The following is a 20,685-nucleotide window of genomic DNA, read 5'->3' as shown; positions in this document are numbered from 1 at the left end:
AGCGTATGCTTCCGAAGTGAGTTTTTAGCTCCAAGCAGGATCATTCGGGAAGTATCACTAAAAACTCGAAGCGTATGCTTCCGAAGTGAGTTTTTAGCTCCAAGCAGGATCATTCGGGAAGTATCGCTAAAAACTCGAAGCGTATGCTTCCGAAGTGAGTTTTTAGCTCCAAGCAGGATCATTCGGGAAGTATCACTAAAAACTCGAAGCGTATGCTTCCGAAGTGAGTTTTTAGCTCCAAGCAGGATCATTCGGGAAGTATCGCTAAAAACTCTTAGCGTATGCTTCCGAAGTGAGTTTTTAGCTCCAAGCAGGATCATTCGGGAAGTATCACTAAAAACTCTTAGGAGGTTGAATAACGTATGTTAAGGTCAATGTATTCCGGTGTGTCAGGTATGCGGGGATTTCAAACTAAGCTTGATGTAATCGGCAACAATATCGCGAACGTTAATACTGTCGGCTTCAAGGCTGGCCGCGTTATGTTCAAGGACATCCTGAGCCAGTCCGTTGCGGGAGTAACACGCCCCGAAGACGGAACTACCGGCGGAGTAAACGCGAAGCAAATCGGTCTTGGCGTTGCTCTCGCCTCCATCGACACCGTTCATACTCCCGGAAGCGCCATGACTACGAACGTGCCGACCGATCTTCGGATTGACGGTGACGGATTTTTCGCGGTATCGCCCGACGACGGCACTACCAAATATCTTACTCGCGCCGGTAACTTCACTCTCGATGCTCTCGGTCAACTTGTGAATGGTGACGGGATGTTCGTCCTTGATTCAGGCGGTGCACCGATAAAACTTGATCCTGCAGCCGTGAAGTCGTTCTCGATTGCACAAGACGGATCGATAATCGGCGTTGCTGATGACGGAACCAGCTCTGTAGTCGCTCAATTGGGCATTATGAAAGTAGTTAACCCCGGCGGTCTTGAGAAGCTCGGTGGAAACTTATACAAAATGACTCAGAATGCGAATGCTAACGGTGATGAAACATTGACTACCGCCGGCGATCTGACAGCCGGAACAGGCGCAATCGTCGCAGGTCAGCTTGAAATGTCAAATGTGGATTTGACTTCGGAGTTCACGGAAATGATTGTCGCACAGCGCGGTTTCCAGGCTAATTCAAGAATTATCACGACATCCGACGAAATTTTGCAAGAGGTTGTTAATTTAAAACGATAGGATAGCCGCCGGCAGGGGAGGCATTTTCGCCTCCCTGACAGATTAAGGAGGGAGCCCATGATTGCTGTAACGCGTTTGAACGGTACTCAATATTATGTCAACGCGCTGCTTATCGAAACGGTCGAAGAAACGCCTGATACGTTAATTACACTTACAACGGGTAAAAAAATACTGGTCTTGGAGAAAGCGGCAGATTTGATTTCCTCCATTCAGTTGTATCTTCGCTCGATCGGCGTTTATGCGGCGACCCTAAAGAGCGGACAAACGGAGGGACCCTCGACATGAAAAAGATGCTGCCCTGGTTGATTACGATATTGCTTGCGATTACGCTAATCGCTATAGTGGCCGTTATTTTATACAACTCTATGATGAGCGGCGACGCAACAAAAGATGCAACGGGGAAAGCTGCCAGCAGTGCGGATAAAGTGAAAGTCGTGCACCTTGATGCAGATGAGCGGGTTGCAGTCACGAGTGAGATCACGGATATCAAAACGAATCTGGCCGGTGACGATTATATTGCAGTAATGGGATTTGCATTCCAGCTCGATGAGAAATCAACGAAAGAAGATTTCGACAAAATTAAAGATATCGAGATCAAACCGATTATTATTCGTACACTGGCGGATATTACACCGGAGGAAATCAATGGATCTCGCGGAAAAGACGAGCTGTGTGCGAAATTGCTTAACTTGATTAATCCGCAGCTTCCCGACGGTAAGCTCGTTAACGTCCAAGTGACGGATTTTATAGTAACGAAGCTCTAATGATGAGATGCCGCATTCCTTCGAAGGGGGTGAGATAATTGGTTGATGTTTTGTCGCAGAATGAAATTGACGCGTTGCTTGCTGCTTTATCATCCGGAGAGATGGACGCAGAGGAATTGAAAAAGGAAGATACGCAGAAGAAAATTCGGTCCTACGAATTCAAGCGTGCGCTCCGTTTCTCGAAGGATCACCTCCGGAGCTTGACCCGGGTACACGAAAACTTCGCGCGATATTTGACAACCTATTTCTCGGCGCAGCTTCGCACCTTTGTTCAAATTAGTGTCGTCCAAGTAGAGCAGCTGCCATACGATGAATTTATTCGATCGATTCCGAAGATGACGATACTGAACATCTTTGAAGCGGAGCCGCTGGAAGGTCGGATGGTTCTCGAAGTGCACCCGAACGTCGCATATGCGATGCTTGACCGGATGCTCGGGGGCCAGGGAATGGCGCCATCCAAGATCAATGCATTGACTGAAATAGAAACCATCATCATGGAGCGAATTTTCAGTCGCGCTTTTGAAAGCCTGCAGGAAGCGTGGAAGACGGTTATCGATATATCGCCGAGGATGGAAGCGCTGGAGACGAACCCGCAATTTATGCAAATCGTCTCTCCAAACGAGACTATTGCACTTATATCGCTTAGTACGAAGATCGGTGATACAACTGGAATGATCAACTTGTGTATTCCTCACGTAGTAATCGAGCCGATCATGCCGCGGTTATCCGTACATCATTGGTTTGTTTCCCAGAAGAAAACACGTGCGCCAGAAGAGATAGAAGTATTGAAACAGCGGGTCAGTAAAGCAAAGCTTCCGATTGTGGCAGAGCTTGGACAGTCCAGCATATCAATTCGCGAATTTCTGGGACTGGGCGTCGGAGATGTCATCGCTTTGAATAAGCCGATCAGTGAAGGATTGGACATTAAGGTCGGAGAAAAGCTCAAATTTAAAGGAAGCCCGGGCTCGGTCAAAGACCGATTGGCCATTCAGATCGACGAGGTTCTCACCGAAGGAGTGGAAGAGGAATATGACGAGTAAAGATTACTTATCTCAAGAAGAAATCGATGCCCTGCTGCGTCAATCTTCCGATGAGCCGGATATGCCCGAGGCGGCGGGACTGGAGCAGCAGCTAAGCGATTACTTAAGCTCCATCGAACAGGATGCTTTAGGGGAAATCGGTAATATCACATTTGGCAGCGCTGCAACCGCATTATCGACATTGCTCGGTAGAAAAGTAGATATTACAACACCTACGGTATCTATAATCAAACGAAGCGAACTTGATGATGAATTTCCAAAGCCGCACGTTGCAGTTTCCGTCCGCTATGTAGACGGGTTTCAAGGGATCAATTCACTCGTCATTAAGACCGCGGACGCACAAACGATAGCGGATTTGATGCTTGGAGGAGAAGGGAAACCGGCGAACGAAGAACTCAATGAGATTCACATTAGCGCCGTACAAGAAGCAATGAACCAAATGATGGGCTCATCTGCTACCTCAATGTCCACGATATTCAACCGGTTTGTAAACATATCGCCGCCCGGCATTGATATATTAAACGTTTCTAATGGCGAAGGCGTAGATAACTTGCCGCCTGACGATACATTCATAAAGGTTTCGTTCCGACTGGCAATCGGAGATCTGATCGATTCTACCATTATGCAGCTGCTTCCTATTTCTTTTGCAAAAGAAATGGTGTCAACACTTATGGGGGGAGCTTTCGACTCAGAACCTGTCCCGGCCCCTGCAGCGCCTGTCAGCGCACCACCGGCGCAGACGTATGCGGCTCCGGAACCGGCACCTGCGGCACCGCCCATTCCAATGTCACCGCCTGCTGCGGCGGCAGCGCATATGGAGCAGTCCGTGCCTCAATACGCTGCCGGACCGCAGACCTATGGCGGGCTGCCTAACCGGAATGTAAATGTGCAGCCGGTACAATTTGCAAATTTTCAAGGCGCGCCTTATATACAACCGGAAGATTCGAATCTGAATTTGCTGCTCGACATTCCGCTGAAGGTCACGGTGGAATTGGGAAGAACACAGAAGCAAATCAAGGATATTCTTGAACTGTCGCAAGGTTCAATTATTGAGCTCGATAAGCTTGCGGGCGAACCGGTGGATATACTTGTCAATAATAAACTGATTGCTAAAGGTGAAGTCGTCGTTATCGATGAAAACTTCGGTGTGCGGGTTACCGACATAGTCAGCCAATGGGACCGCATGCAAAAATTGCAATAATTCGGAAAATAAAAAGTACCGCACAAAACTTGGCATATGCTTACGAGGCGTGTTTTGTGCTTTCAAAGCAACCTATTTAAGAATTATCGCACAAAACTAGGAGCATGCTTCCGAAGCGAGTTTTTTGCTTGCTAAAGCAGCGTATCCAAGAAGTAACCGCACAAAACTGGGAGTATGCTTCCGAAGCAAGTTTTGTGCTTGCTAAAGCAACGTATCCAAGAAGTAACCGCACAAAACTGGGAGTATGCTTCCGAAGCAAGTTTTGTGCTTGCTAAAGCAACGTATCCAAGAAGTAACCGCACAAAACTGGGAGTATGCTTCCGAAGCAAGTTTTGTGCTTGCTAAAGCAGCGTATCCAAGAAGTAACCGCACAAAACTTTTAGGGGGAAATAACAATGGCAAACCGCATTTTGATCGTAGACGATGCAGCGTTCATGAGAATGATGATTCGTGACATTTTAACGAAAAACGGGTACGAGGTTGTCGGAGAAGCACAGGACGGATCTCAGGCAATCGAAAAATACAAGGAGCTTAAACCTGACTTGATAACGATGGATATTACAATGCCGGAAATGGACGGGATCGTCGCCTTGAAAGAAATCAAAAAAATCGATGGAAACGCCAAAGTTATTATGTGTTCTGCGATGGGTCAGCAAGCTATGGTTATCGATGCAATTCAAGCAGGCGCAAAAGACTTTATCGTAAAACCGTTCCAGGCCGACCGGGTAATCGAGGCGATCAAGAAAACGCTTGGTTAATCGAAGAATGAAAAGCAAAAACGGATTACGGCTTGCGGGCTTATCTCTCGGCGGGTGGCTTATGACAGTTAACCTGGCGGCGGCGGCGCCGGGGCAGGACGGGGCGCCTGATATCGGCGGCCCAGGAGTCGGTTACTTTATTTGGGTCATTGTTGCCCTCATGCTGGTCATCGGCCTTATTGTCCTTCTTATCAAGTGGCTCTCCGCACGAAATCGGGGATGGGGTAACAATCGTGCGCTCCGATCGCTAGGCGGTATTCCCCTTGGTCCTAATAAATCGCTGCAGGTTGTTGAACTATCGGGACGAGTATATGTGGTAGGGGTCGGAGACAGCATTACGCTTTTGGATAAAATCGAGGATGCTTATGCGGCTTCAGCCGTATTGGAGGCGATCGATCAGCAAAACAGCCGCCACTGGAACAGCTCATCAATTGCAGATTTGCTAAGCCGATTGCGAAACAGAAAGCAAAATATTGAGCCTACTTCGGAGCCGTGGCAAGCGGCAGCTTCTTTTCAAGAGATGCTGCAGGATAAGATGAAGCGTCAATCGGTTCAGAAACAAAAGGTAGAAGATCTGCTCAAGGAGCAAAATCACAACGATCGGTTGTTGGACGAATGAACAAGAAAATCATAATATCTTTGATCGCATTACAAGCGATCGCACTGTTGGTTCACAGCCACACGTTCGCAGCCCCATTGCCGAATGTCAGCGTGAATATCGGCGATGGAAGTGAAAAGCCGGGCACCAGCGCACTTTCACTGCTGCTTATTATTACAGTTTTGAGCGTTGCACCGGCTATTCTTGTGTTAATGACCAGTTTTACCCGGATTGTCATTGTTCTCGGGTTTGTACGAACTTCTCTTGGCACGCAGCAAATGCCGCCCAACCAAGTATTGATCGGTCTGGCTATGTTTCTTTCCTTCTTTATTATGGCGCCAACTTTCGGACAAGTGAACGAAGTGGCGCTCCAGCCTTATTTAAAGGGAGACTTAACTCAGACGGAAGCGCTTAGCAAAGCGGTAGTGCCAATGAAGAAGTTTATGTTTAACCAAACACGGGAGAAAGACCTGCTTCTATTTATGAATTACACAAAAACAGCGAAGCCAAAAACGTACGAGGATATTCCTATTACGGTAATGGTGCCGGCATACACCCTAAGTGAACTCCGAACCGCTTTTCAAATGGGGTTCATGATTTTCATACCATTCCTTGTTATCGATATGGTAGTGGCCAGCACACTTATGGCTATGGGGATGATGATGCTGCCCCCGGTAATGATCTCGTTGCCTTTTAAAATCTTGCTTTTCGTGCTTGTTGACGGATGGTATCTGATCGTGAAGTCTCTGCTGCTGAGTTTCCATACGTAACGTCTGTCAGAGAGGAGTGCAGCCGTGAGTTCAGACTTCGTAATTGCTTTAGCTGGGCAAGCGGTGTACACGGTGTTGAAAGCCAGCGCACCGATGCTGGTTCTTGGGCTTGTCGTTGGACTGATCGTAAGTATCTTCCAGGCAACAACCCAAATCCAGGAACAGACGCTCGGATTCATTCCGAAAATTGTAGCGGTCCTGCTTTCGATTTTGCTGTTTGGTCCATGGATATTAAACACGCTGGTCGATTTCACTTACAACCTGCTGAACAACCTGTATAAATACATCGGATAGGCTGTGGATCGATGGATGTTTTTTTGAAAGGATTCCCTATTTTTTTGCTTATTTTTTGTCGAATAACCTCTTTTTTCGTCGTTGCGCCTGTATTTTCTTCCCGAAATGTACCGGCCTCATTTAAGATAGGGTTTTGTTTTATAGTATCGCTGCTCGTATTTTTGACCTATGGGTTAAAGCAAACTATTGTACCGGACGCCGGATTTATCTTGATCATCGTAAGGGAAATATTGGCGGGAGTTCTGCTTGGATTTACCTCATATTTATTTTTTGCAGCTATTCAAACTGCCGGCGCTTTTATGGACCTGCAGATAGGATTCGGCATCGCCGACGTAATCGACCCGATGACGGGCGCTTCCGCTCCGCTTCTCGCAAATTTGAAATTTATGATAGCGACTCTCATTTTCTTGTCCATAAACGGTCATCATTACTTGTTGTCCGCTATACTGCAGAGCTATGAGTGGATCCCGCTTTCTAATTCACTTTTCAGCCGTTTGTATGAAGGAAGCATTGCCGATTTCCTTGTGCGGACGTTTGCCGACACCTTTATGCTTGCGCTGCAAATGTCGGCGCCTATAGTCGTTGCCATGTTTTTAACTGATGTGGGACTTGGATTTCTTGCCAGAACGGCACCTCAATATAATGTGTTTGTCATCGGTATTCCGCTCAAAATCATAATAGGATTGCTGATGCTGGCTATCATGCTCCCAGGGCTCGTCATCATCTTCAATCATTTGTTTTCGCAGATGTTTACCGCCATGAATAAGCTGTTTGTCATCATTCATGGTCCCGTATCTTAGGCAGGAGGGCAGCGATCGTGAGACCGTATCGTTGGACGCTTGACTTACAGCTGTTCTCACAAGAAAAGACGGAGCGTGCAACGCCAAAGAAACGGCAAGAGGCTCGTCAAAAAGGCCAGGTGGCCAAAAGCCCGGAGCTTCCCGCTGCTTTTATCCTGCTATTCGTATTCCTAAGCTTTATTATGCTTGGCGGTTATTATAAGGAACGCCTCCTACGCATGTTCGGCCTGATACTCGAACAGAAACTAGGCATGGAAGTGTCGATGGGTAACGTTGTCAGTTTGTTTTCCGATCTGATGCTGCAGGGGATACTGCTGCTCTTACCGATGTTGGCGGTTGCTGTTGTCGTCGCACTAATTGGCAATTATTTACAAGTTGGAATATTACTGACTGGGGAACCGCTGAAGCTGAAATTCAGCAAGCTTAGCCCGATCAATGGATTTAAAACCATATTTTCTATGCGCTCGGTTGCCGAGTTTGTCAAAAATATTCTAAAACTGGTCCTTATCGGACTGATCGTCTTCTTCACGCTTTGGAACGAACGTGGACACATTCTATCGCTTGCGCGCGTGCCTGTTGAAAGTATGTTCAGTTATGTCGCAAGTATAACTATCCGTCTCGGCCTTGAAATCGGTGCGATTCTTGTGGTTCTTGCCGCATTGGATTATTTCTATCAGCGCTATGAACACGAGAAAAGCTTGAAAATGTCCAAACAGGACATTAAGGATGAGTATAAGAAATCAGAGGGCGATCCGTTTATCAAAGGGAAAATCCGAGAACGCCAGCGTCGTATGGCACTGCAGCGGATGATGCAGGATGTTCCCAAAGCGGATGTCGTCATCACGAACCCGACTCATTTCGCGATAGCTCTGCAGTATGATGGAACGAAAATGGAAGCCCCTAAGGTTATCGCCAAGGGTATGGACTACGTTGCTCTCCGAATTAAGGAAGTAGCGAAAGAACATCGCATTATTACGATGGAAAATAAGCCGCTCGCCAGAGCTTTATATGAAAGGGCGGAAATCGGTGAAACGATTCCAGCCGACTTGTTTCAAGCAGTGGCTGAAGTTCTGGCTTACGTATATAAGCTAAAAGGTAAAGTGAGATAATTAACCAGGGTAGTGGAGGAGGAAACGTCATGAAGGTAAAGGACCTGACCATTCTGATCGGTATCATCGGCATCGTTCTAATGATGGTCATCCCGATCCCTCTCGGGTTAATGGACGTGCTGCTTATCATAAACATCTCAGCCGCACTCATGATATTACTCATATCAATGAATACGCATGACGCGCTGCAGTTTTCGATTTTTCCATCGTTACTGCTCATAACTACGCTCTTTAGACTTGCGCTTAATGTTTCAACAACAAGGAATATTTTATCCAAAGGCGAAGCGGGCGAAGTGGTCAAGACCTTCGGGAACTGGGTGGCTGGCGGTCAAATCGCTATCGGATTCGTGGTGTTTCTGATTCTGGTCGTTGTGCAGTTTATCGTTATCACCAAAGGATCGGAACGCGTTGCGGAGGTAGCGGCGCGCTTCACCCTGGATGCCATGCCAGGCAAACAAATGAGTATTGATGCCGATTTGAATGCGGGTCTGATAAATGAGCAGCAGGCCAGGGAACGCAGGCAAAAAATCGAACGGGAAGCGGATTTTTACGGCTCGATGGACGGTGCAAGCAAGTTTGTCAAGGGCGACGCGATCGCCTCGATTATTATTCTGATTATCAATTTGCTTGGCGGTTTTGTTATCGGTATGGCCGTTCATGATATGTCTTTTAAGGAATCGCTGACTACCTTCTCGATCTTGACAATCGGAGACGGACTTGTAAGTCAAATTCCTGCGCTTCTCATCTCAACCGCAACAGGTCTCATCGTAACCCGTGCGGCATCCGAAGGCAACTTGGCTCACGATGTCACTTCGCAATTGTTCCGTTATCCGCAGCTGCTCTATATTGTCGCCGGTACCGTTGCGCTGCTTGGACTACGAACGCCGATTGGCCCTGTAGCAACGCTCCCCTTTGCAGCTGTCATTGTATTTGCGGCTTACCGGATGCAGCGGACGTTGGCTAAACGCCAAATCGAGGAAGATATGCTTGTAGAAGAACAGCAAATTGAAGAGGTTCGAAGCCCCGAGAGCGTGATCAGCCTGCTTCAGGTGGACCCGATCGAGTTTGAATTCGGCTACGGGCTCATTCCGCTTGCGGATACGCAGCAGGGCGGCGATTTGCTGGACCGGATAATTATGATTCGCAGACAATGCGCTCTAGAACTGGGGCTGATCGTTCCTGTCATTCGAATAAGGGATAATATACAACTGAAGCCAAATGAATATGTGATCAAAATCAAAGGAAATGCAGTAGCCCGCGGCGAGCTTCTGCTAAATCATTACCTGGCGATGAGTCCGGGGTTTGATGATGATGCGATTGTCGGAATTGAAACGGTTGAACCTGCCTTCGGCCTGCCGGCCATCTGGATAGACGAAGGAAACAAAGAGAGGGCGGAGCTTACCGGATATACGGTGGTTGACCCGCCTTCGGTGGTGGCGACACATTTGACTGAGATTATCAAACGTCATGCTCACGAGCTGATTGGCCGTCAAGAAACGAAGTCGCTTGCCGAGAATGTAAGAGAATCCTATCCTACACTCGTCGAGGAGCTTATTCCATCCATATTGACGATCGGCGACATACAGAAAGTTCTGGCCAAGCTGCTTCGCGAAAAAATCTCGATAAGAGACATGGTCACTATTTTCGAAGCGTTAGCCGATCATGGCGCATATACGAAAGACCCCGACATATTGACGGAATACGTCAGACAGTCGTTATCGCGGCAAATTACGCAGCAGTTCTCACAAAGAGGGGATACGCTTAAAGTCATCACAGTGGGGCCGTCGCTTGAGAAGAAAATAGCCGAATCGGTTCAAAGCTCGGAGCAGGGGAGTTATCTGGCGCTGGACCCGATTTCTACCCAGACGATTTATCAAAAGCTGAATGAGCAGGTCAACAAACAGATACAGTCCGGTTATCAACCGATTGTACTGGCTTCTCCGACCATCCGAATGTATTTGCGTCAGATTGTGGAAAGGACGATGCAGGATGTACCGGTTCTTTCCTATAGCGAGCTTGAGCCTAGTGTAGAAGTCCAAAGCATTGGGGTGGTAAACCTATGAAAGTAAAGCGATATATTGTAAATGCGCTGCCGGAAGCTCTGCCCATAATCCGCAGTGAGCTCGGAATTGACGCCGTTATATTGAATACAAAGGAAATTCGTGTAGGCGGGTTTCTCGGAATGTTCGGCAAAAAGAAGATGGAGGTTATTGCGGCGATTGAATCGAATGCGAATGCGGTGCCTGCCGTCCGCAAGCCGACTTCAGCCCCTAAACCGGCTGTTTCGCCCGCTGCATTAAGCCATTTTGCAGCGATGGTTTCCTCTGCTGCCTCAGTTTCCGCAGAAGCAGCCGCTCCCGAAAGTGGACGGTTGCTGGAAGATGCCGTTCCTTTAAAGGCGCATGCAGTCCAGCCGGTTATTTCCAACCGAAGCGGTATGGAAAACGAGCTGATAAATGAAATACGTGACATGAAGCAGTGGATCCAAAAGATGTCCAAGCAGCAGCAATTAAAAACTTGGCCCGAGCCGGTTCAGGAATTATACGAACGTCTCATCGATCAAGAGATTGAACTCAAGTGGGTCGATAAATTAATGGCCGAGGTTGAGGAACGGATTCAATTTCTTCAAGGTTCACAGCCTGACAAACGGTTTGTGTGGCAGTCTGCCCGCAGCGTACTTAACGAATGGCTGAAGGATTTTGAAGGCGAAAGAATCGGCGAACAGACGCGTGTAGTTCATTTTGTCGGTCCGACAGGCGTCGGTAAAACGACTTCCATCGCGAAGCTGGCAGCGGAGCAAACGTTGAAGGCGGGGAGAAAGGTCGGATTTATAACATCCGATACGTATCGAATCGCCGCGGTTGATCAGCTTCGCACATATGCGAACATATTGGATGTTCCGCTTGAAGTCGTTTTCTCACCGTCCGAAGTAACGCGGGCATACAAGCAGCTTGAAGACCGTGAATTGATCTTTATGGATACTGCCGGCCGCAACTTCCGTCATGAACTGTCAGTTTCCGAAGTCAACAGTCTGTTACAATCACACGACCGCTCCGAAACATATCTGGTGCTTAGCTTGACAGGCAGGTATAGAGATATGTCGGCGGTTGCCGAACATTTTGTGAAATACGGCATTCAAAGCGTACTGTTCACAAAACAGGACGAAACCAATGCATACGGTTCGATTCTGAATCTTGTGATGGATTATGGTTTAAAGCCCGCCTATATCGCTTACGGCCAAACGGTACCCGACGATATAATGCCGTTCCAAACAGACAGTTATGTCGAAAAAGTACTGGGGGCGGCCGGGGATGAGTGATCAGGCGGAAGCGCTTCGACATATGGTGCGCAGGCGGGAGCTGCAAAGCGCGGGTAAAGCTACGCGGGTTGTGACCGTCACAAGCGGTAAAGGCGGCGTCGGTAAATCGAATTTCAGTTTAAACTTTTCGCTTATGCTTCAAAAAATGGGACTAAAGGTGTTAATCTTTGACGCTGATATCGGCATGGCAAACATCGATGTGCTGATGGGAGTTTCGGCTCCCTATAATTTGTACCACCTGTTGAAGCAGCAGAAGACCATCCGGGAAATTATTCAGGAGGGACCTGGGGGAGTTCATTTTATTGCAGGCGGGTCCGGGTTTAAAGATCTTCTTGACCTGGCTCCGGCACAGCTCGATTATTTTGAAGAACAAATCGGAAAGCTGCATGGAGAGTATGACTTGATTTTATTCGATACCGGAGCGGGCTTGTCCAAGGAAACCGTTAAATTTATCGTTGCCGCTCAAGAGACGTTCGTAGTCACGACGCCGGAGCCAACTTCCATTACCGACGCATACGCCCTGATCAAAATGGTGCAGGCAATGGAACATAACATCCATTTCAAACTCGTCGTCAATCGGGCGGCGGACGAGCGGGAAGGCAAAGCTGCTGCTGAGAAAATAGGTTTGGTCGCTCAGAGGTTCCTTGATATTTCATTGCCGGTTCTCGGAATAGTACCGGACGATCCGAATGTGACAAAAGCGGTAAAGAAGCAGGTTCCGTTTACGGTAGCCTACCCGGGAAGCGAAGCGACTAAATCGATCATGGAAATTGCCAGAGTGTTTGCGGATATCTCTGCCGCCCCGGTATCTGCGGGCAACGGAGTTAAAGGATTTTTGCATAAGATGTTTGGGCTGAGGAAGTGATCCTTTGAATACTAGGAGGTCAAACGCTTATGAACGCTCATCGAGTGCTTGTCGTGGACGATTCCGCTTTTATGCGCAAAATCATCAGCGATATTATTATTACAGATCCCCAGTTTAATATTGTTGCTACCGCGGCAAATGGCTGCGAGGCGATTGAGGCTGTCGAACGCTGGAAGCCGGATGTGATTACGATGGATCTGGAGATGCCGGAGATGAACGGGCTGGAAGCGCTGACACAGATAATGCGCTCCAACCCGACCCCGGTCATTATGCTCTCCAGCATCAGCGACGACGGTACGAGAGAAACGATTAAAGCGCTGCAAAACGGCGCATTCGACTTTATCCGTAAGCCGTCCGGCCCGCGTTCATCGGATATTCATACGGTAGGCGAACAGCTTCTCGAAAAAATGCGAATAGCGGTCCTTACCAAGAGCAGGGCGCCGCTGTTTCAAATTCCGGGAAATGCCGATACTTTCGGGTCAAAAGACAAGGAAAGACCTCAGAAGCTGGAAAAAACGATTAAGCCGGCTGCCAACTCTAAAGCTGAAGCGGAATCCGTCAAATCCAAAAAACGAGTGCTTCCGGACAATCCGGTCATCAGCAAGCCTGATTCCAAGCCAGAAGGCAAGGTTAGCTCCGATGTGCATTCGGTCAAGCGGGAGACGAAAGGGGTTCTTCCGAAGAAAAAGCCGGCGAATGGCACCGATTACCGGCATTTGATCGTTATCGGGACTTCGACGGGCGGACCAAGAGCTCTGCATGAAGTTATAACGGCATTACCAGGCAGCTTGCCGGCGCCAGTGCTTGTTGTCCAGCATATGCCCCCGAAATTCACCCATTCGCTTGCGCAGAGGCTGGATGCATTCAGTTCCGTTCATGTGGTGGAAGCGGCGAATGGGGACCGCGTCTATGCCGGTACAGTTTATATAGCTCCGGGAGGCTACCATATGGAGCTTGCCAAAGATTCCAATGGTTATTACATAAGCCTTAATCTAGAACAGCCGGTGGGTGGACACCGTCCATCCGTTGACGTCATGTTCGAATCATGCGTATCTTATCCGGAGCTTAGGCGGCATTCCGTAATAATGACGGGTATGGGAAACGATGGAGTAAAAGGAATGAGAGCACTCAATGAAAGCGGAGGGGTAAGCGCAATAGCCGAGGCTGAGGAATCGTGCATTGTTTATGGAATGCCTCGTTCAGCCGTTGAAGCTGGTGTCGCCAAGTCTGTCGTTCCACTACAGCGAATCGCTTCTATGCTTGTAGAAGCCGTAATGAAGTAAGTGAACCATTTGAGGTTGGACCTGACCACTTAAAACAGGAGGTGCATGGAAATGGATATGAACGCCTATCTGTCAATGTTTATTGACGAATCGAATGACCATCTGCAGTCGCTCAACGAAAATTTATTGAAACTTGAGAGTGAACCGGAAGATTTGAGTATTGTCCAAGTCATTTTCCGCTCCGCTCACACGCTTAAAGGAATGTCGGCGACGATGGGCTTTGAAGACCTCGCTTCGCTTACGCATGAAATGGAAAATGTACTTGATCTCGTTCGCAACAGTAAGCTTAAAATGGACAGCTTTATTTTTGACACGCTGTTCAAAGGCTTAGATGCGCTTGAGTCCATGGTTCAGGACATCATCGCCGGAGGGTCGGGCAAAGCGGATGTTACCCCGATCGTCTCCTCGCTTAAGGCAATCGTAAAAGGCGATTATCAGAAGGATGCTGCACCCGTATCGGCCGAGTCACCTTCAGGAGGACTCGCTGATGGAGGAGTCATGCTCGACCAATTTCAATCCTCGGTTCTGCTTCAATCAATTGAAAGCGGACATTCGGTATTCCATATCGTGGTGAATATTCGGGAGGATTGTCTGCTTAAAGCCGTGAGGGCGTACATGGTATTTGATTTTCTTGAGCGAAGCGGCGAAGTCGTTAAATCTTTTCCAAGCGTGCAGGACATCGAGCAGGAGAATTTTGACCGCTCCTTCATTGTATTCGCCATTGTAAGCATCACAGAGGAAGAGCTGCGTAAAGGAATTGAATCGGTCTCGGAGATTGAAAGTGCCGTCATTACTCCGCTGGATAGTGAATCGCTGAAACAGCTGGCGGTTTCGTCCACGCAGATACCGGCGGTCAGCCAAGGCTTTGGAACGGCGGCACCGACATACCCATCGCCTTCCGACATAACTGCGGCGCGGGCAGAAACGGCTGCATCGGGAGCGGTGACCACCGCACCGGCAGCGCCAGTTAACGTTTCTCGTACGATTCGCGTCGATATCGAGCGGTTGGATGCGTTAATGAATTTGTTCAGCGAGCTGTTGATCGACCGTGTCAGGCTCGAGCAGCTTGCAAGCGAGATCAGGAGAAATGAGCTGACTGAAACGGTTGAACATGTAACTCGCGTGAGCGGCGACTTGCAAAACATCGTCCTCAAGCTGCGTATGGTTCCTGTGGAATCGGTTTTCAACCGTTTTCCCCGCATGGTGCGGGATTTGGCCAAATCGCTCAATAAAAAAGTTGATCTCGTTATTTCCGGAGCGGATACCGAGCTTGACCGAACGGTCGTTGATGAAATTGGCGATCCTCTCGTGCATTTACTTCGCAACTCGCTGGATCACGGAATCGAACCCGTAGCAGATCGGATTGCAGCCGGCAAGCCTGAGACCGGAACCGTCCATTTAAGGGCATTTCACAGCGGTAACCATGTATTCATCGAGGTGGAAGAAGACGGCCGCGGCATAAATCGTGAGCGTGTCAAACAAATTGCTGTGAAGAATGGTGTAGTTACGCCGGACGAAGCCAAACGTTTAACTGACAGCGAAATCAATATGCTGATCTTTGCTCCCGGCTTTAGTACTGCTGACAAAATCTCTGACATCTCTGGACGAGGTGTGGGACTTGATGTCGTCAAATCCAAAATCTCGTCCCTTGGCGGGCATGTGAGTATAGATTCGGAGCCGGGTAAAGGAACGAAATTTTCCGTACAGCTTCCGCTGACTTTATCGATTATCTCAGCCATGCTGGTTAAGCTCGGGAACGAGAAATATGCGATTCCGCTTTCATCAATCGTCGAGACGGGAATTGTACGGAGAGAGCACATCAGAAAAATTCACGGCAATCGGATGATCGATTACCGGAGCTCGGTTATACCCGTCATATCGCTCAGTCAAGTGGTGGAGTCCACCACCTTCAATGAGGAGAATGAGCTGGAAACAGAAATGGTTGTAATTCGCAAAGGGGATAAGCTTGGTGCGATTATGGTCGACGAGTTTATCGGGCAGAGCGATATCGTTCTCAAAACGCTTGGAAAGTATTTGAGCAACACCGAAGCCGTCTCGGGAGCGACTATACTAGGCGACGGACAAGTAGCCTTGATCATCGACCCTAATGCTCTCATTAAATAATCTATTAAGCAGTTCGGGGATGTAACACAGAAAACTCTGCTTATGCTTCCGATGTGAGTTTTCTGCTGCAAGAAGCAGTTCGAGGATGTAACACAGAAAACTCTGCTTATGCTTCCGATGTGAGTTTTCTGCTGCAAGAAGCAGTTCGGGGATGTAACACAGAAAACTCTGCTTATGCTTCCGATGTGAGTTTTCTGCTGCAGGAAGCAGTTCGGGGATGTAACACAGAAAACTCTGCTTATGCTTCCGATGTGAGTTTTCTGCTGCAGGAAGCAGTTCGGGGATGTAACACAGAAAACTCTGAGGAGGGCTACTATGGGTGAAGAAATCAAGGTTATCGTCTTTGGTCTGGCAGATGAGGAATATGGGATAGAAGTGGAGAAAGTTCGGACAATCGAGCGGATGATACCGATTACGCGGGTTCCGAAAACACCTGCTTTCGTTAAAGGTGTCATTAATTTGCGCAGCGTTGTGCTTCCGGTCATTGATCTGCGGGGCCGGTTCGGCTTAAGTGAGACTGAGCCAACTGAAAACTCACGGATCATCATAGTTGCAGTTAATGATCTTGAGGTTGGTTTTATCGTGGATGCCGCAAACGATGTAATCGATATTGATAGCGACAGCATTGATAATCCGCCGGAAGTGGTTGGCGGTATACAAGCCAAGTATTTGCGCGGTGTGGCAAAACTGGGCGGAAATCGCTTGCTTATTATGCTAAACCTGCCGGAAGTGCTCAAGAGAAGCGAAATTATTCAGCTAGAGCAGCTTGAGGAATAATGACGTGAACCCATTTGCCAAGCTGGAGGCTTTTAAACTGGATGTATTGAAGGAAGTCGGGAATATTGGCGCAGGCAATGCGGCTACTGCGTTATCCAGACTTCTGGACAAGCCTGTCGATATGAATGTGCCCACCGTCAGCTTTATACCTTTCGAGCAGATCGCTGACCGTGTAGGCGGCTTCGAACAAGTCGTGATCGCTGTTTTTCTCCGCGTAGAAGGCGATGCGCCGGGGAATATGTTTTTCTTGATTGAAGAGAATTCAGCGAAGAAATTACTTAGAAATCTGCTTTCAATCGATTCGGTGGACCAGACAGGATACTCGGAGATGGAATTATCGGCTCTGTCTGAAATCGGTAATATTTTGGCCGGATCGTATTTATCTTCGCTTGCGGATTTTACTAAGCTGTCAATGTCGCCGACCGTTCCCGCGATTGCAATCGATATGGCAGGCGCCATCTTAAGCTACGGCCTTGTGCAGTATGGTGAAATGGGAGACTCGGCGTTGCTGATCGATACGAAGTTTCTGGAAGGCCAAGAGGAGCTGGAAGGGTATTTTTTCCTCATTCCGGATCCGGAATCATTCAACAAAATTTTTAGCGCTTTGGGAGTGCCATACGAATGATACAGCAAAACATCGTTAAAGTGGGGATGGCGGATCTGAATATTGCAAACGACGGGACTATGCTCAGGACCATGGGGCTTGGTTCCTGCGTCGGACTTACGCTCTTCGATGATCGGAGCAAAGTTGCCGGCATGGCGCACGTGATGCTTCCAACATCGGAAATAGCAAGAGAGACGCCCATTAATGTCGCCAAATATGCGGACACCGCCATTCCCGAGCTTATTGAACGTATGAAGCAGGCCGGTGCAGTTACGGCGCGGTTGATCGCCAAAATGGCAGGCGGCGCGCAAATGTTCTCCTTTACTTCCCAAAGCGATGCGATGCGTATCGGGCCCAGAAATGTAGAGTCCTGTAAAGCAATATTGTCCAAGTTCGCTATTCCGATCCATGCGGAAGACACCGGTGGCAACTTTGGACGGACAATCGAGATTGACAGCATGAGCGGCATTTTGTTTATAAGAAGCGTTCAGTTTGGAATAAAGGAGATTTAAAATGATTGGAACATGGCGCTGGAACATTACGCTGGGTCTATGCGGAGTTCTGCTAACGTTACTTTTTTCGCTTGGCAGCAATGGGTTCCAAATTACATCATTAAGGTGTATTTACGCCTTCATTGCCTTTTTTGCACTGGCGTATCTGTTTCGCGCATTACTTGCCATTATTTCGCAGCCTAGCGCCATCGCGCCTGTTGAATCCTTACTGACCGATGGTACAAGAGGCAGTACGGTGGATTTATCGACACCCGACGAAAGCCAACAGCTCAATGAAATGTTAAAAAAGCAGATGGATGGGAATGGAATACCGGAGCATGGGGAACTAACGACTTTTCAACCCCTGTCACCGCCAAAGCTCGTTTCGACACAAAATAAAGAGCCGGAAGAATTGGCCAAAGCAATTCGTCACCTGACAGGAGGGTGAAGATGATGATCGAGCCGAAAGCACACCATTTGGCAAACCTCGCCACTTGGCAAAGGTGGAAAGAATACGGGGACATTGAAGCAAAGAAACTGTTGATCGAACACTACTTGACACTGGTCGATTATGTCAGTAACCGAATGGCAATCGGCTTACCGAAAAATGTGTCAAAAGACGATCTTGCAAGCAATGGCGTGATGGGGTTAATCGATGCGATAGAGAAGTTCGATTACAGACGAGGTCTCCAGTTCGAAACTTATGCTTCATGGAGAATACGCGGTGCGATTATTGACGGATTGCGACAAGGCGACTGGGTACCGCGTTCCGTCCGCGAGAAGGCGAAGAAGGTTGAAGAAGCGTACCAGCATTTGGAGCAGCAGGTGCTGCGCTCGGTAACGGATTCCGAAATAAGCCGGTATCTGAATGTGAGCGAGAAAGAGTTCGGACAAATGCTCCAGGAAATTGCGGTTACCACCGTATGCTCGCTTGAAGATCCGATTCGCGAGGAAGAATCGGAAACGCGCCTATCGCTGCTGGTTGATGAGAAAGCGAAGAACCCGGATTACAAGGTTCACGAATTTTTTCTGAAGGAATCGCTTGTTCGAGGGATTGACCGGTTAACGGCAAAAGAGAGAACGGTTATTTCATTGTTTTATTATGAAGAGCTGTCTCTTAGTGAAATTGCGGAAGTGATGTCATTGTCGCCGTCACGTATATCACAGCTTCATTCCAAAGCGATTTTAAGGTTGCGGGGGGCTCTAGACAAACAAAGGGAACAATTGATGCAGCATTAACATTTGATGGGGGGATATGCGGTGTCGACATCCGATACACTCGAATCTTTCTTGATCGTCCAGTTGTCTCAGGACAAGCTTACCGCCTCACTGCAATTCAACGCGGCAAACGAAGAATTTGCCTGCACTTCAAAGCAGCTTGAGGATTTTGTGAGAAGCAACGGTGTGCTTTTTGGTATCGATTCGAATGTTATTAATAAAATCGCTAATGATCCATTCAGTTTCCTCTACAGCAAAACTATAATCGCACAAGGAACGCCGGCGGTAAACGGGGAAGACGGATTTATCCGCTACTCACATGATATGAGCGATCAGCAGCATAGGCCGGTGGAGCTTGAGGATGGCAAGGTCGATTATAAAGATGTAACCCGGTTGAAAAATGTTAAACGCGGACAGCTGATAGCGGAGAGAATTGCCGCTACCGAGGGTACTACAGGCAAGACGGTTACCGGAGAAGCGCTTCCGTGCCGAAACGGGAAAGAGGCGTACTTCAAGCTCGGCAAAAACGTTGTCATGAACCCCGAACAAACGGCGTTGTATGCTGCAATTGACGGCCTCATCACATTGACGGATAAAAGCAAGATCAATGTTTTTCCCGTTTATGAAGTAAACGGAGATGTAGATTATAAGGTCGGCAATATAGACTTCGTCGGAACGGTTGTCGTTCGAGGCAACGTATTGACGGGCTTTCGAATCAAGGCTTCCGGCGATATCCGCATCATTGGGGGAGTAGAAGGCGCTGAATTGGAGTCCGAAGGCTCGATAGAAATTACCGGCGGTATACTTGCCAGCAACAAGGGCTATGTACGCGCCGGGAAAAACGTAAAGAGTTCATTCATTCAAGACGGAAACGTAACCGCATCGGAAGATGTGCTGGTAACGCAAAGCATTATGCATTCACATGTAAGAGCGGGACGAAATGTGCTGTGCAGCGGCGCAAAAGGACTAATCGTCGGCGGCACAATTCAGGCCGGCGAACAGGTTGTAGCTAGAACGATCGGAAACACAATGTCTACCGCAACAGTCGTAGAAGTCGGCGTTCGTCCAGAGCTGCGTTCCGCCCTGCTCGAAATGCGCCAAAAGTTAAAGCAGCTGACCGAAAACGTGGATAAATCGGATAAAGCGTTAAGTCTTCTCGACCAGCTTGCGGCAAGCGGCAACCTTCCTCCGGATAAAATGGCGATGCGCATTAAGCTTAACGCAACTAAGCGGCAGGCGGTTGAAGAAATTTCTGCATTGCGGGAGAGTATTCTTGAGATGGAAAAATCGCTTGAAAATACGGAAACGGCTAAAGTGCAAGCTATAAATACAATCTATGGCGGGACGAAAATCGTAGTTGGAAGGTATACCAGATTTGTGAAGGATGCGTCGCAGCGCGTATCTTTCCGATATTCCGAAGGCGATATTGTCATGTTTCATAACAGTTAACCGGTCGAACCTTATTTAGATAACCAGTCGAAGAGTCGGA

General features: G+C 48.2%; 22 protein-coding genes. All 22 read left to right on the top strand.

All coding sequences use genetic code 11. From position 1 onward, the window contains the following. Nucleotides 1–362: 362 nt before the first annotated feature. The 22 genes from flgG (at nt 363) to KZ483_RS17900 (ending at nt 20,645) form a co-directional block, all read left to right on the top strand. Nucleotides 363–1,181, top strand: a complete 819-nt coding sequence (gene flgG, locus KZ483_RS18005; protein WP_220348889.1) for a flagellar basal body rod protein FlgG — start codon at nt 363–365, stop codon at nt 1,179–1,181. 57 nt (nt 1,182–1,238) lie between these two features. Continuing rightward, nucleotides 1,239–1,466 carry a flagellar FlbD family protein gene (locus tag KZ483_RS18000; protein WP_220348888.1) on the top strand — a complete coding sequence of 76 codons (228 nt, stop codon included), beginning with the start codon at nt 1,239–1,241 and terminating at the stop codon, nt 1,464–1,466. Beyond that, on the top strand, nt 1,463–1,945 hold the full coding sequence (locus KZ483_RS17995; RefSeq protein ID WP_220348887.1) for a flagellar basal body-associated FliL family protein: 483 nt from the start codon (nt 1,463–1,465) through the stop codon (nt 1,943–1,945). Before KZ483_RS18000 ends, KZ483_RS17995 begins: the two co-directional genes overlap by 4 nt. 38 nt (nt 1,946–1,983) lie before the next feature. Beyond that, the gene (fliM, locus tag KZ483_RS17990) at nt 1,984–2,985 is read left to right on the top strand and encodes a flagellar motor switch protein FliM (protein ID WP_220348886.1); all 1,002 of its coding nucleotides are present in this window, start codon (nt 1,984–1,986) and stop codon (nt 2,983–2,985) included. Next, entirely contained in the window at nt 2,975–4,186 is a 1,212-nt protein-coding gene (gene fliY / locus KZ483_RS17985; RefSeq protein ID WP_220348885.1) for a flagellar motor switch phosphatase FliY, read from the top strand. The genes fliM and fliY overlap by 11 nt, the downstream gene beginning before the upstream one ends. Nucleotides 4,187–4,581: 395 nt before the next feature. Further along, the gene (locus tag KZ483_RS17980) at nt 4,582–4,944 is read left to right on the top strand and encodes a response regulator (RefSeq protein ID WP_188992526.1); all 363 of its coding nucleotides are present in this window, start codon (nt 4,582–4,584) and stop codon (nt 4,942–4,944) included. A 7-nt stretch (nt 4,945–4,951) separates the two neighbouring features. Then, nucleotides 4,952–5,563 (top strand): flagellar biosynthetic protein FliO, encoded by a 612-nt coding sequence (locus tag KZ483_RS17975; RefSeq protein ID WP_220348884.1) that lies wholly within the window; start codon nt 4,952–4,954, stop codon nt 5,561–5,563. Further along, entirely contained in the window at nt 5,560–6,312 is a 753-nt protein-coding gene (gene fliP / locus KZ483_RS17970; RefSeq protein WP_220348882.1) for a flagellar type III secretion system pore protein FliP, read from the top strand. Before KZ483_RS17975 ends, fliP begins: the two co-directional genes overlap by 4 nt. A gap of 24 nt (nt 6,313–6,336) precedes the next feature. Then, on the top strand, nt 6,337–6,606 hold the full coding sequence (gene fliQ, locus KZ483_RS17965) for a flagellar biosynthesis protein FliQ (protein ID WP_220348880.1): 270 nt from the start codon (nt 6,337–6,339) through the stop codon (nt 6,604–6,606). An 11-nt stretch (nt 6,607–6,617) separates the two neighbouring features. Further along, nucleotides 6,618–7,406, top strand: a complete 789-nt coding sequence (fliR, locus tag KZ483_RS17960; RefSeq protein ID WP_220348879.1) for a flagellar biosynthetic protein FliR — start codon at nt 6,618–6,620, stop codon at nt 7,404–7,406. Between the two features lie 17 nt (nt 7,407–7,423). Beyond that, nucleotides 7,424–8,515, top strand: coding sequence for a flagellar biosynthesis protein FlhB (flhB, locus tag KZ483_RS17955; RefSeq protein WP_220348877.1), 1,092 nt, complete (start codon nt 7,424–7,426; stop codon nt 8,513–8,515). Nucleotides 8,516–8,544: 29 nt separating this feature from the next. Further along, nucleotides 8,545–10,578, top strand: a complete 2,034-nt coding sequence (gene flhA, locus KZ483_RS17950) for a flagellar biosynthesis protein FlhA (protein WP_220348876.1) — start codon at nt 8,545–8,547, stop codon at nt 10,576–10,578. Then, complete coding sequence (flhF, locus tag KZ483_RS17945) at nt 10,575–11,834, top strand: flagellar biosynthesis GTPase FlhF (RefSeq protein ID WP_220348874.1); 1,260 nt, start codon at nt 10,575–10,577, stop codon at nt 11,832–11,834. The genes flhA and flhF overlap by 4 nt, the downstream gene beginning before the upstream one ends. Then, nucleotides 11,827–12,699 carry a MinD/ParA family protein gene (locus KZ483_RS17940; RefSeq protein ID WP_220348872.1) on the top strand — a complete coding sequence of 291 codons (873 nt, stop codon included), beginning with the start codon at nt 11,827–11,829 and terminating at the stop codon, nt 12,697–12,699. Before flhF ends, KZ483_RS17940 begins: the two co-directional genes overlap by 8 nt. Before the next feature lie 29 nt (nt 12,700–12,728). Beyond that, complete coding sequence (locus KZ483_RS17935) at nt 12,729–13,982, top strand: protein-glutamate methylesterase/protein-glutamine glutaminase (RefSeq protein WP_220348871.1); 1,254 nt, start codon at nt 12,729–12,731, stop codon at nt 13,980–13,982. Between the two features lie 51 nt (nt 13,983–14,033). Further along, on the top strand, nt 14,034–16,106 hold the full coding sequence (locus tag KZ483_RS17930) for a chemotaxis protein CheA (RefSeq protein WP_220348869.1): 2,073 nt from the start codon (nt 14,034–14,036) through the stop codon (nt 16,104–16,106). Between the two features lie 315 nt (nt 16,107–16,421). Next, the gene (locus tag KZ483_RS17925) at nt 16,422–16,883 is read left to right on the top strand and encodes a chemotaxis protein CheW (protein ID WP_220348867.1); all 462 of its coding nucleotides are present in this window, start codon (nt 16,422–16,424) and stop codon (nt 16,881–16,883) included. A 4-nt stretch (nt 16,884–16,887) separates the two neighbouring features. Further along, nucleotides 16,888–17,508 carry a chemotaxis protein CheC gene (locus KZ483_RS17920; protein WP_220353522.1) on the top strand — a complete coding sequence of 207 codons (621 nt, stop codon included), beginning with the start codon at nt 16,888–16,890 and terminating at the stop codon, nt 17,506–17,508. Beyond that, complete coding sequence (locus KZ483_RS17915) at nt 17,505–17,999, top strand: chemotaxis protein CheD (RefSeq protein ID WP_220348865.1); 495 nt, start codon at nt 17,505–17,507, stop codon at nt 17,997–17,999. Before KZ483_RS17920 ends, KZ483_RS17915 begins: the two co-directional genes overlap by 4 nt. 1 nt (nt 18,000) lies before the next feature. Beyond that, on the top strand, nt 18,001–18,426 hold the full coding sequence (locus KZ483_RS17910) for a hypothetical protein (RefSeq protein ID WP_220348864.1): 426 nt from the start codon (nt 18,001–18,003) through the stop codon (nt 18,424–18,426). A gap of 5 nt (nt 18,427–18,431) precedes the next feature. Beyond that, complete coding sequence (locus KZ483_RS17905) at nt 18,432–19,217, top strand: FliA/WhiG family RNA polymerase sigma factor (RefSeq protein WP_220353521.1); 786 nt, start codon at nt 18,432–18,434, stop codon at nt 19,215–19,217. 21 nt (nt 19,218–19,238) lie between these two features. After that, the gene (locus KZ483_RS17900; RefSeq protein ID WP_258881316.1) at nt 19,239–20,645 is read left to right on the top strand and encodes a flagellar assembly protein A; all 1,407 of its coding nucleotides are present in this window, start codon (nt 19,239–19,241) and stop codon (nt 20,643–20,645) included. Nucleotides 20,646–20,685 lie beyond the last annotated feature (40 nt).

The sequence above is a fragment of the Paenibacillus sp. sptzw28 genome, from assembly GCF_019550795.1.
Taxonomy (GTDB): Bacteria; Bacillota; Bacilli; order Paenibacillales; family Paenibacillaceae; genus Paenibacillus_Z.
Note: the sequence above shows the minus strand (reverse complement) of the source record. Positions and strands in the feature narration are given on the sequence as shown.

What these genes read in the sequence shown, in the direction of transcription:
- KZ483_RS17940 (WP_220348872.1), top strand. Translation starts at nt 11,827, where the DNA reads ATGAGTGATCAGGCGGAAGCGCTTCGACATATGGTGCGCAGGCGGGAG.
- KZ483_RS17925 (WP_220348867.1), top strand. Translation starts at nt 16,422, where the DNA reads ATGGGTGAAGAAATCAAGGTTATCGTCTTTGGTCTGGCAGATGAGGAA.
- fliP (WP_220348882.1), top strand. Translation starts at nt 5,560, where the DNA reads ATGAACAAGAAAATCATAATATCTTTGATCGCATTACAAGCGATCGCA.
- KZ483_RS18000 (WP_220348888.1), top strand. Translation starts at nt 1,239, where the DNA reads ATGATTGCTGTAACGCGTTTGAACGGTACTCAATATTATGTCAACGCG.
- flgG (WP_220348889.1), top strand. Translation starts at nt 363, where the DNA reads ATGTTAAGGTCAATGTATTCCGGTGTGTCAGGTATGCGGGGATTTCAA.
- KZ483_RS17995 (WP_220348887.1), top strand. Translation starts at nt 1,463, where the DNA reads ATGAAAAAGATGCTGCCCTGGTTGATTACGATATTGCTTGCGATTACG.
- KZ483_RS17905 (WP_220353521.1), top strand. Translation starts at nt 18,432, where the DNA reads ATGATCGAGCCGAAAGCACACCATTTGGCAAACCTCGCCACTTGGCAA.
- flhA (WP_220348876.1), top strand. Translation starts at nt 8,545, where the DNA reads ATGAAGGTAAAGGACCTGACCATTCTGATCGGTATCATCGGCATCGTT.
- KZ483_RS17980 (WP_188992526.1), top strand. Translation starts at nt 4,582, where the DNA reads ATGGCAAACCGCATTTTGATCGTAGACGATGCAGCGTTCATGAGAATG.
- KZ483_RS17910 (WP_220348864.1), top strand. Translation starts at nt 18,001, where the DNA reads ATGATTGGAACATGGCGCTGGAACATTACGCTGGGTCTATGCGGAGTT.
- KZ483_RS17975 (WP_220348884.1), top strand. Translation starts at nt 4,952, where the DNA reads ATGAAAAGCAAAAACGGATTACGGCTTGCGGGCTTATCTCTCGGCGGG.
- KZ483_RS17915 (WP_220348865.1), top strand. Translation starts at nt 17,505, where the DNA reads ATGATACAGCAAAACATCGTTAAAGTGGGGATGGCGGATCTGAATATT.
- flhF (WP_220348874.1), top strand. Translation starts at nt 10,575, where the DNA reads ATGAAAGTAAAGCGATATATTGTAAATGCGCTGCCGGAAGCTCTGCCC.
- KZ483_RS17935 (WP_220348871.1), top strand. Translation starts at nt 12,729, where the DNA reads ATGAACGCTCATCGAGTGCTTGTCGTGGACGATTCCGCTTTTATGCGC.
- fliR (WP_220348879.1), top strand. Translation starts at nt 6,618, where the DNA reads ATGGATGTTTTTTTGAAAGGATTCCCTATTTTTTTGCTTATTTTTTGT.
- fliY (WP_220348885.1), top strand. Translation starts at nt 2,975, where the DNA reads ATGACGAGTAAAGATTACTTATCTCAAGAAGAAATCGATGCCCTGCTG.
- KZ483_RS17930 (WP_220348869.1), top strand. Translation starts at nt 14,034, where the DNA reads ATGGATATGAACGCCTATCTGTCAATGTTTATTGACGAATCGAATGAC.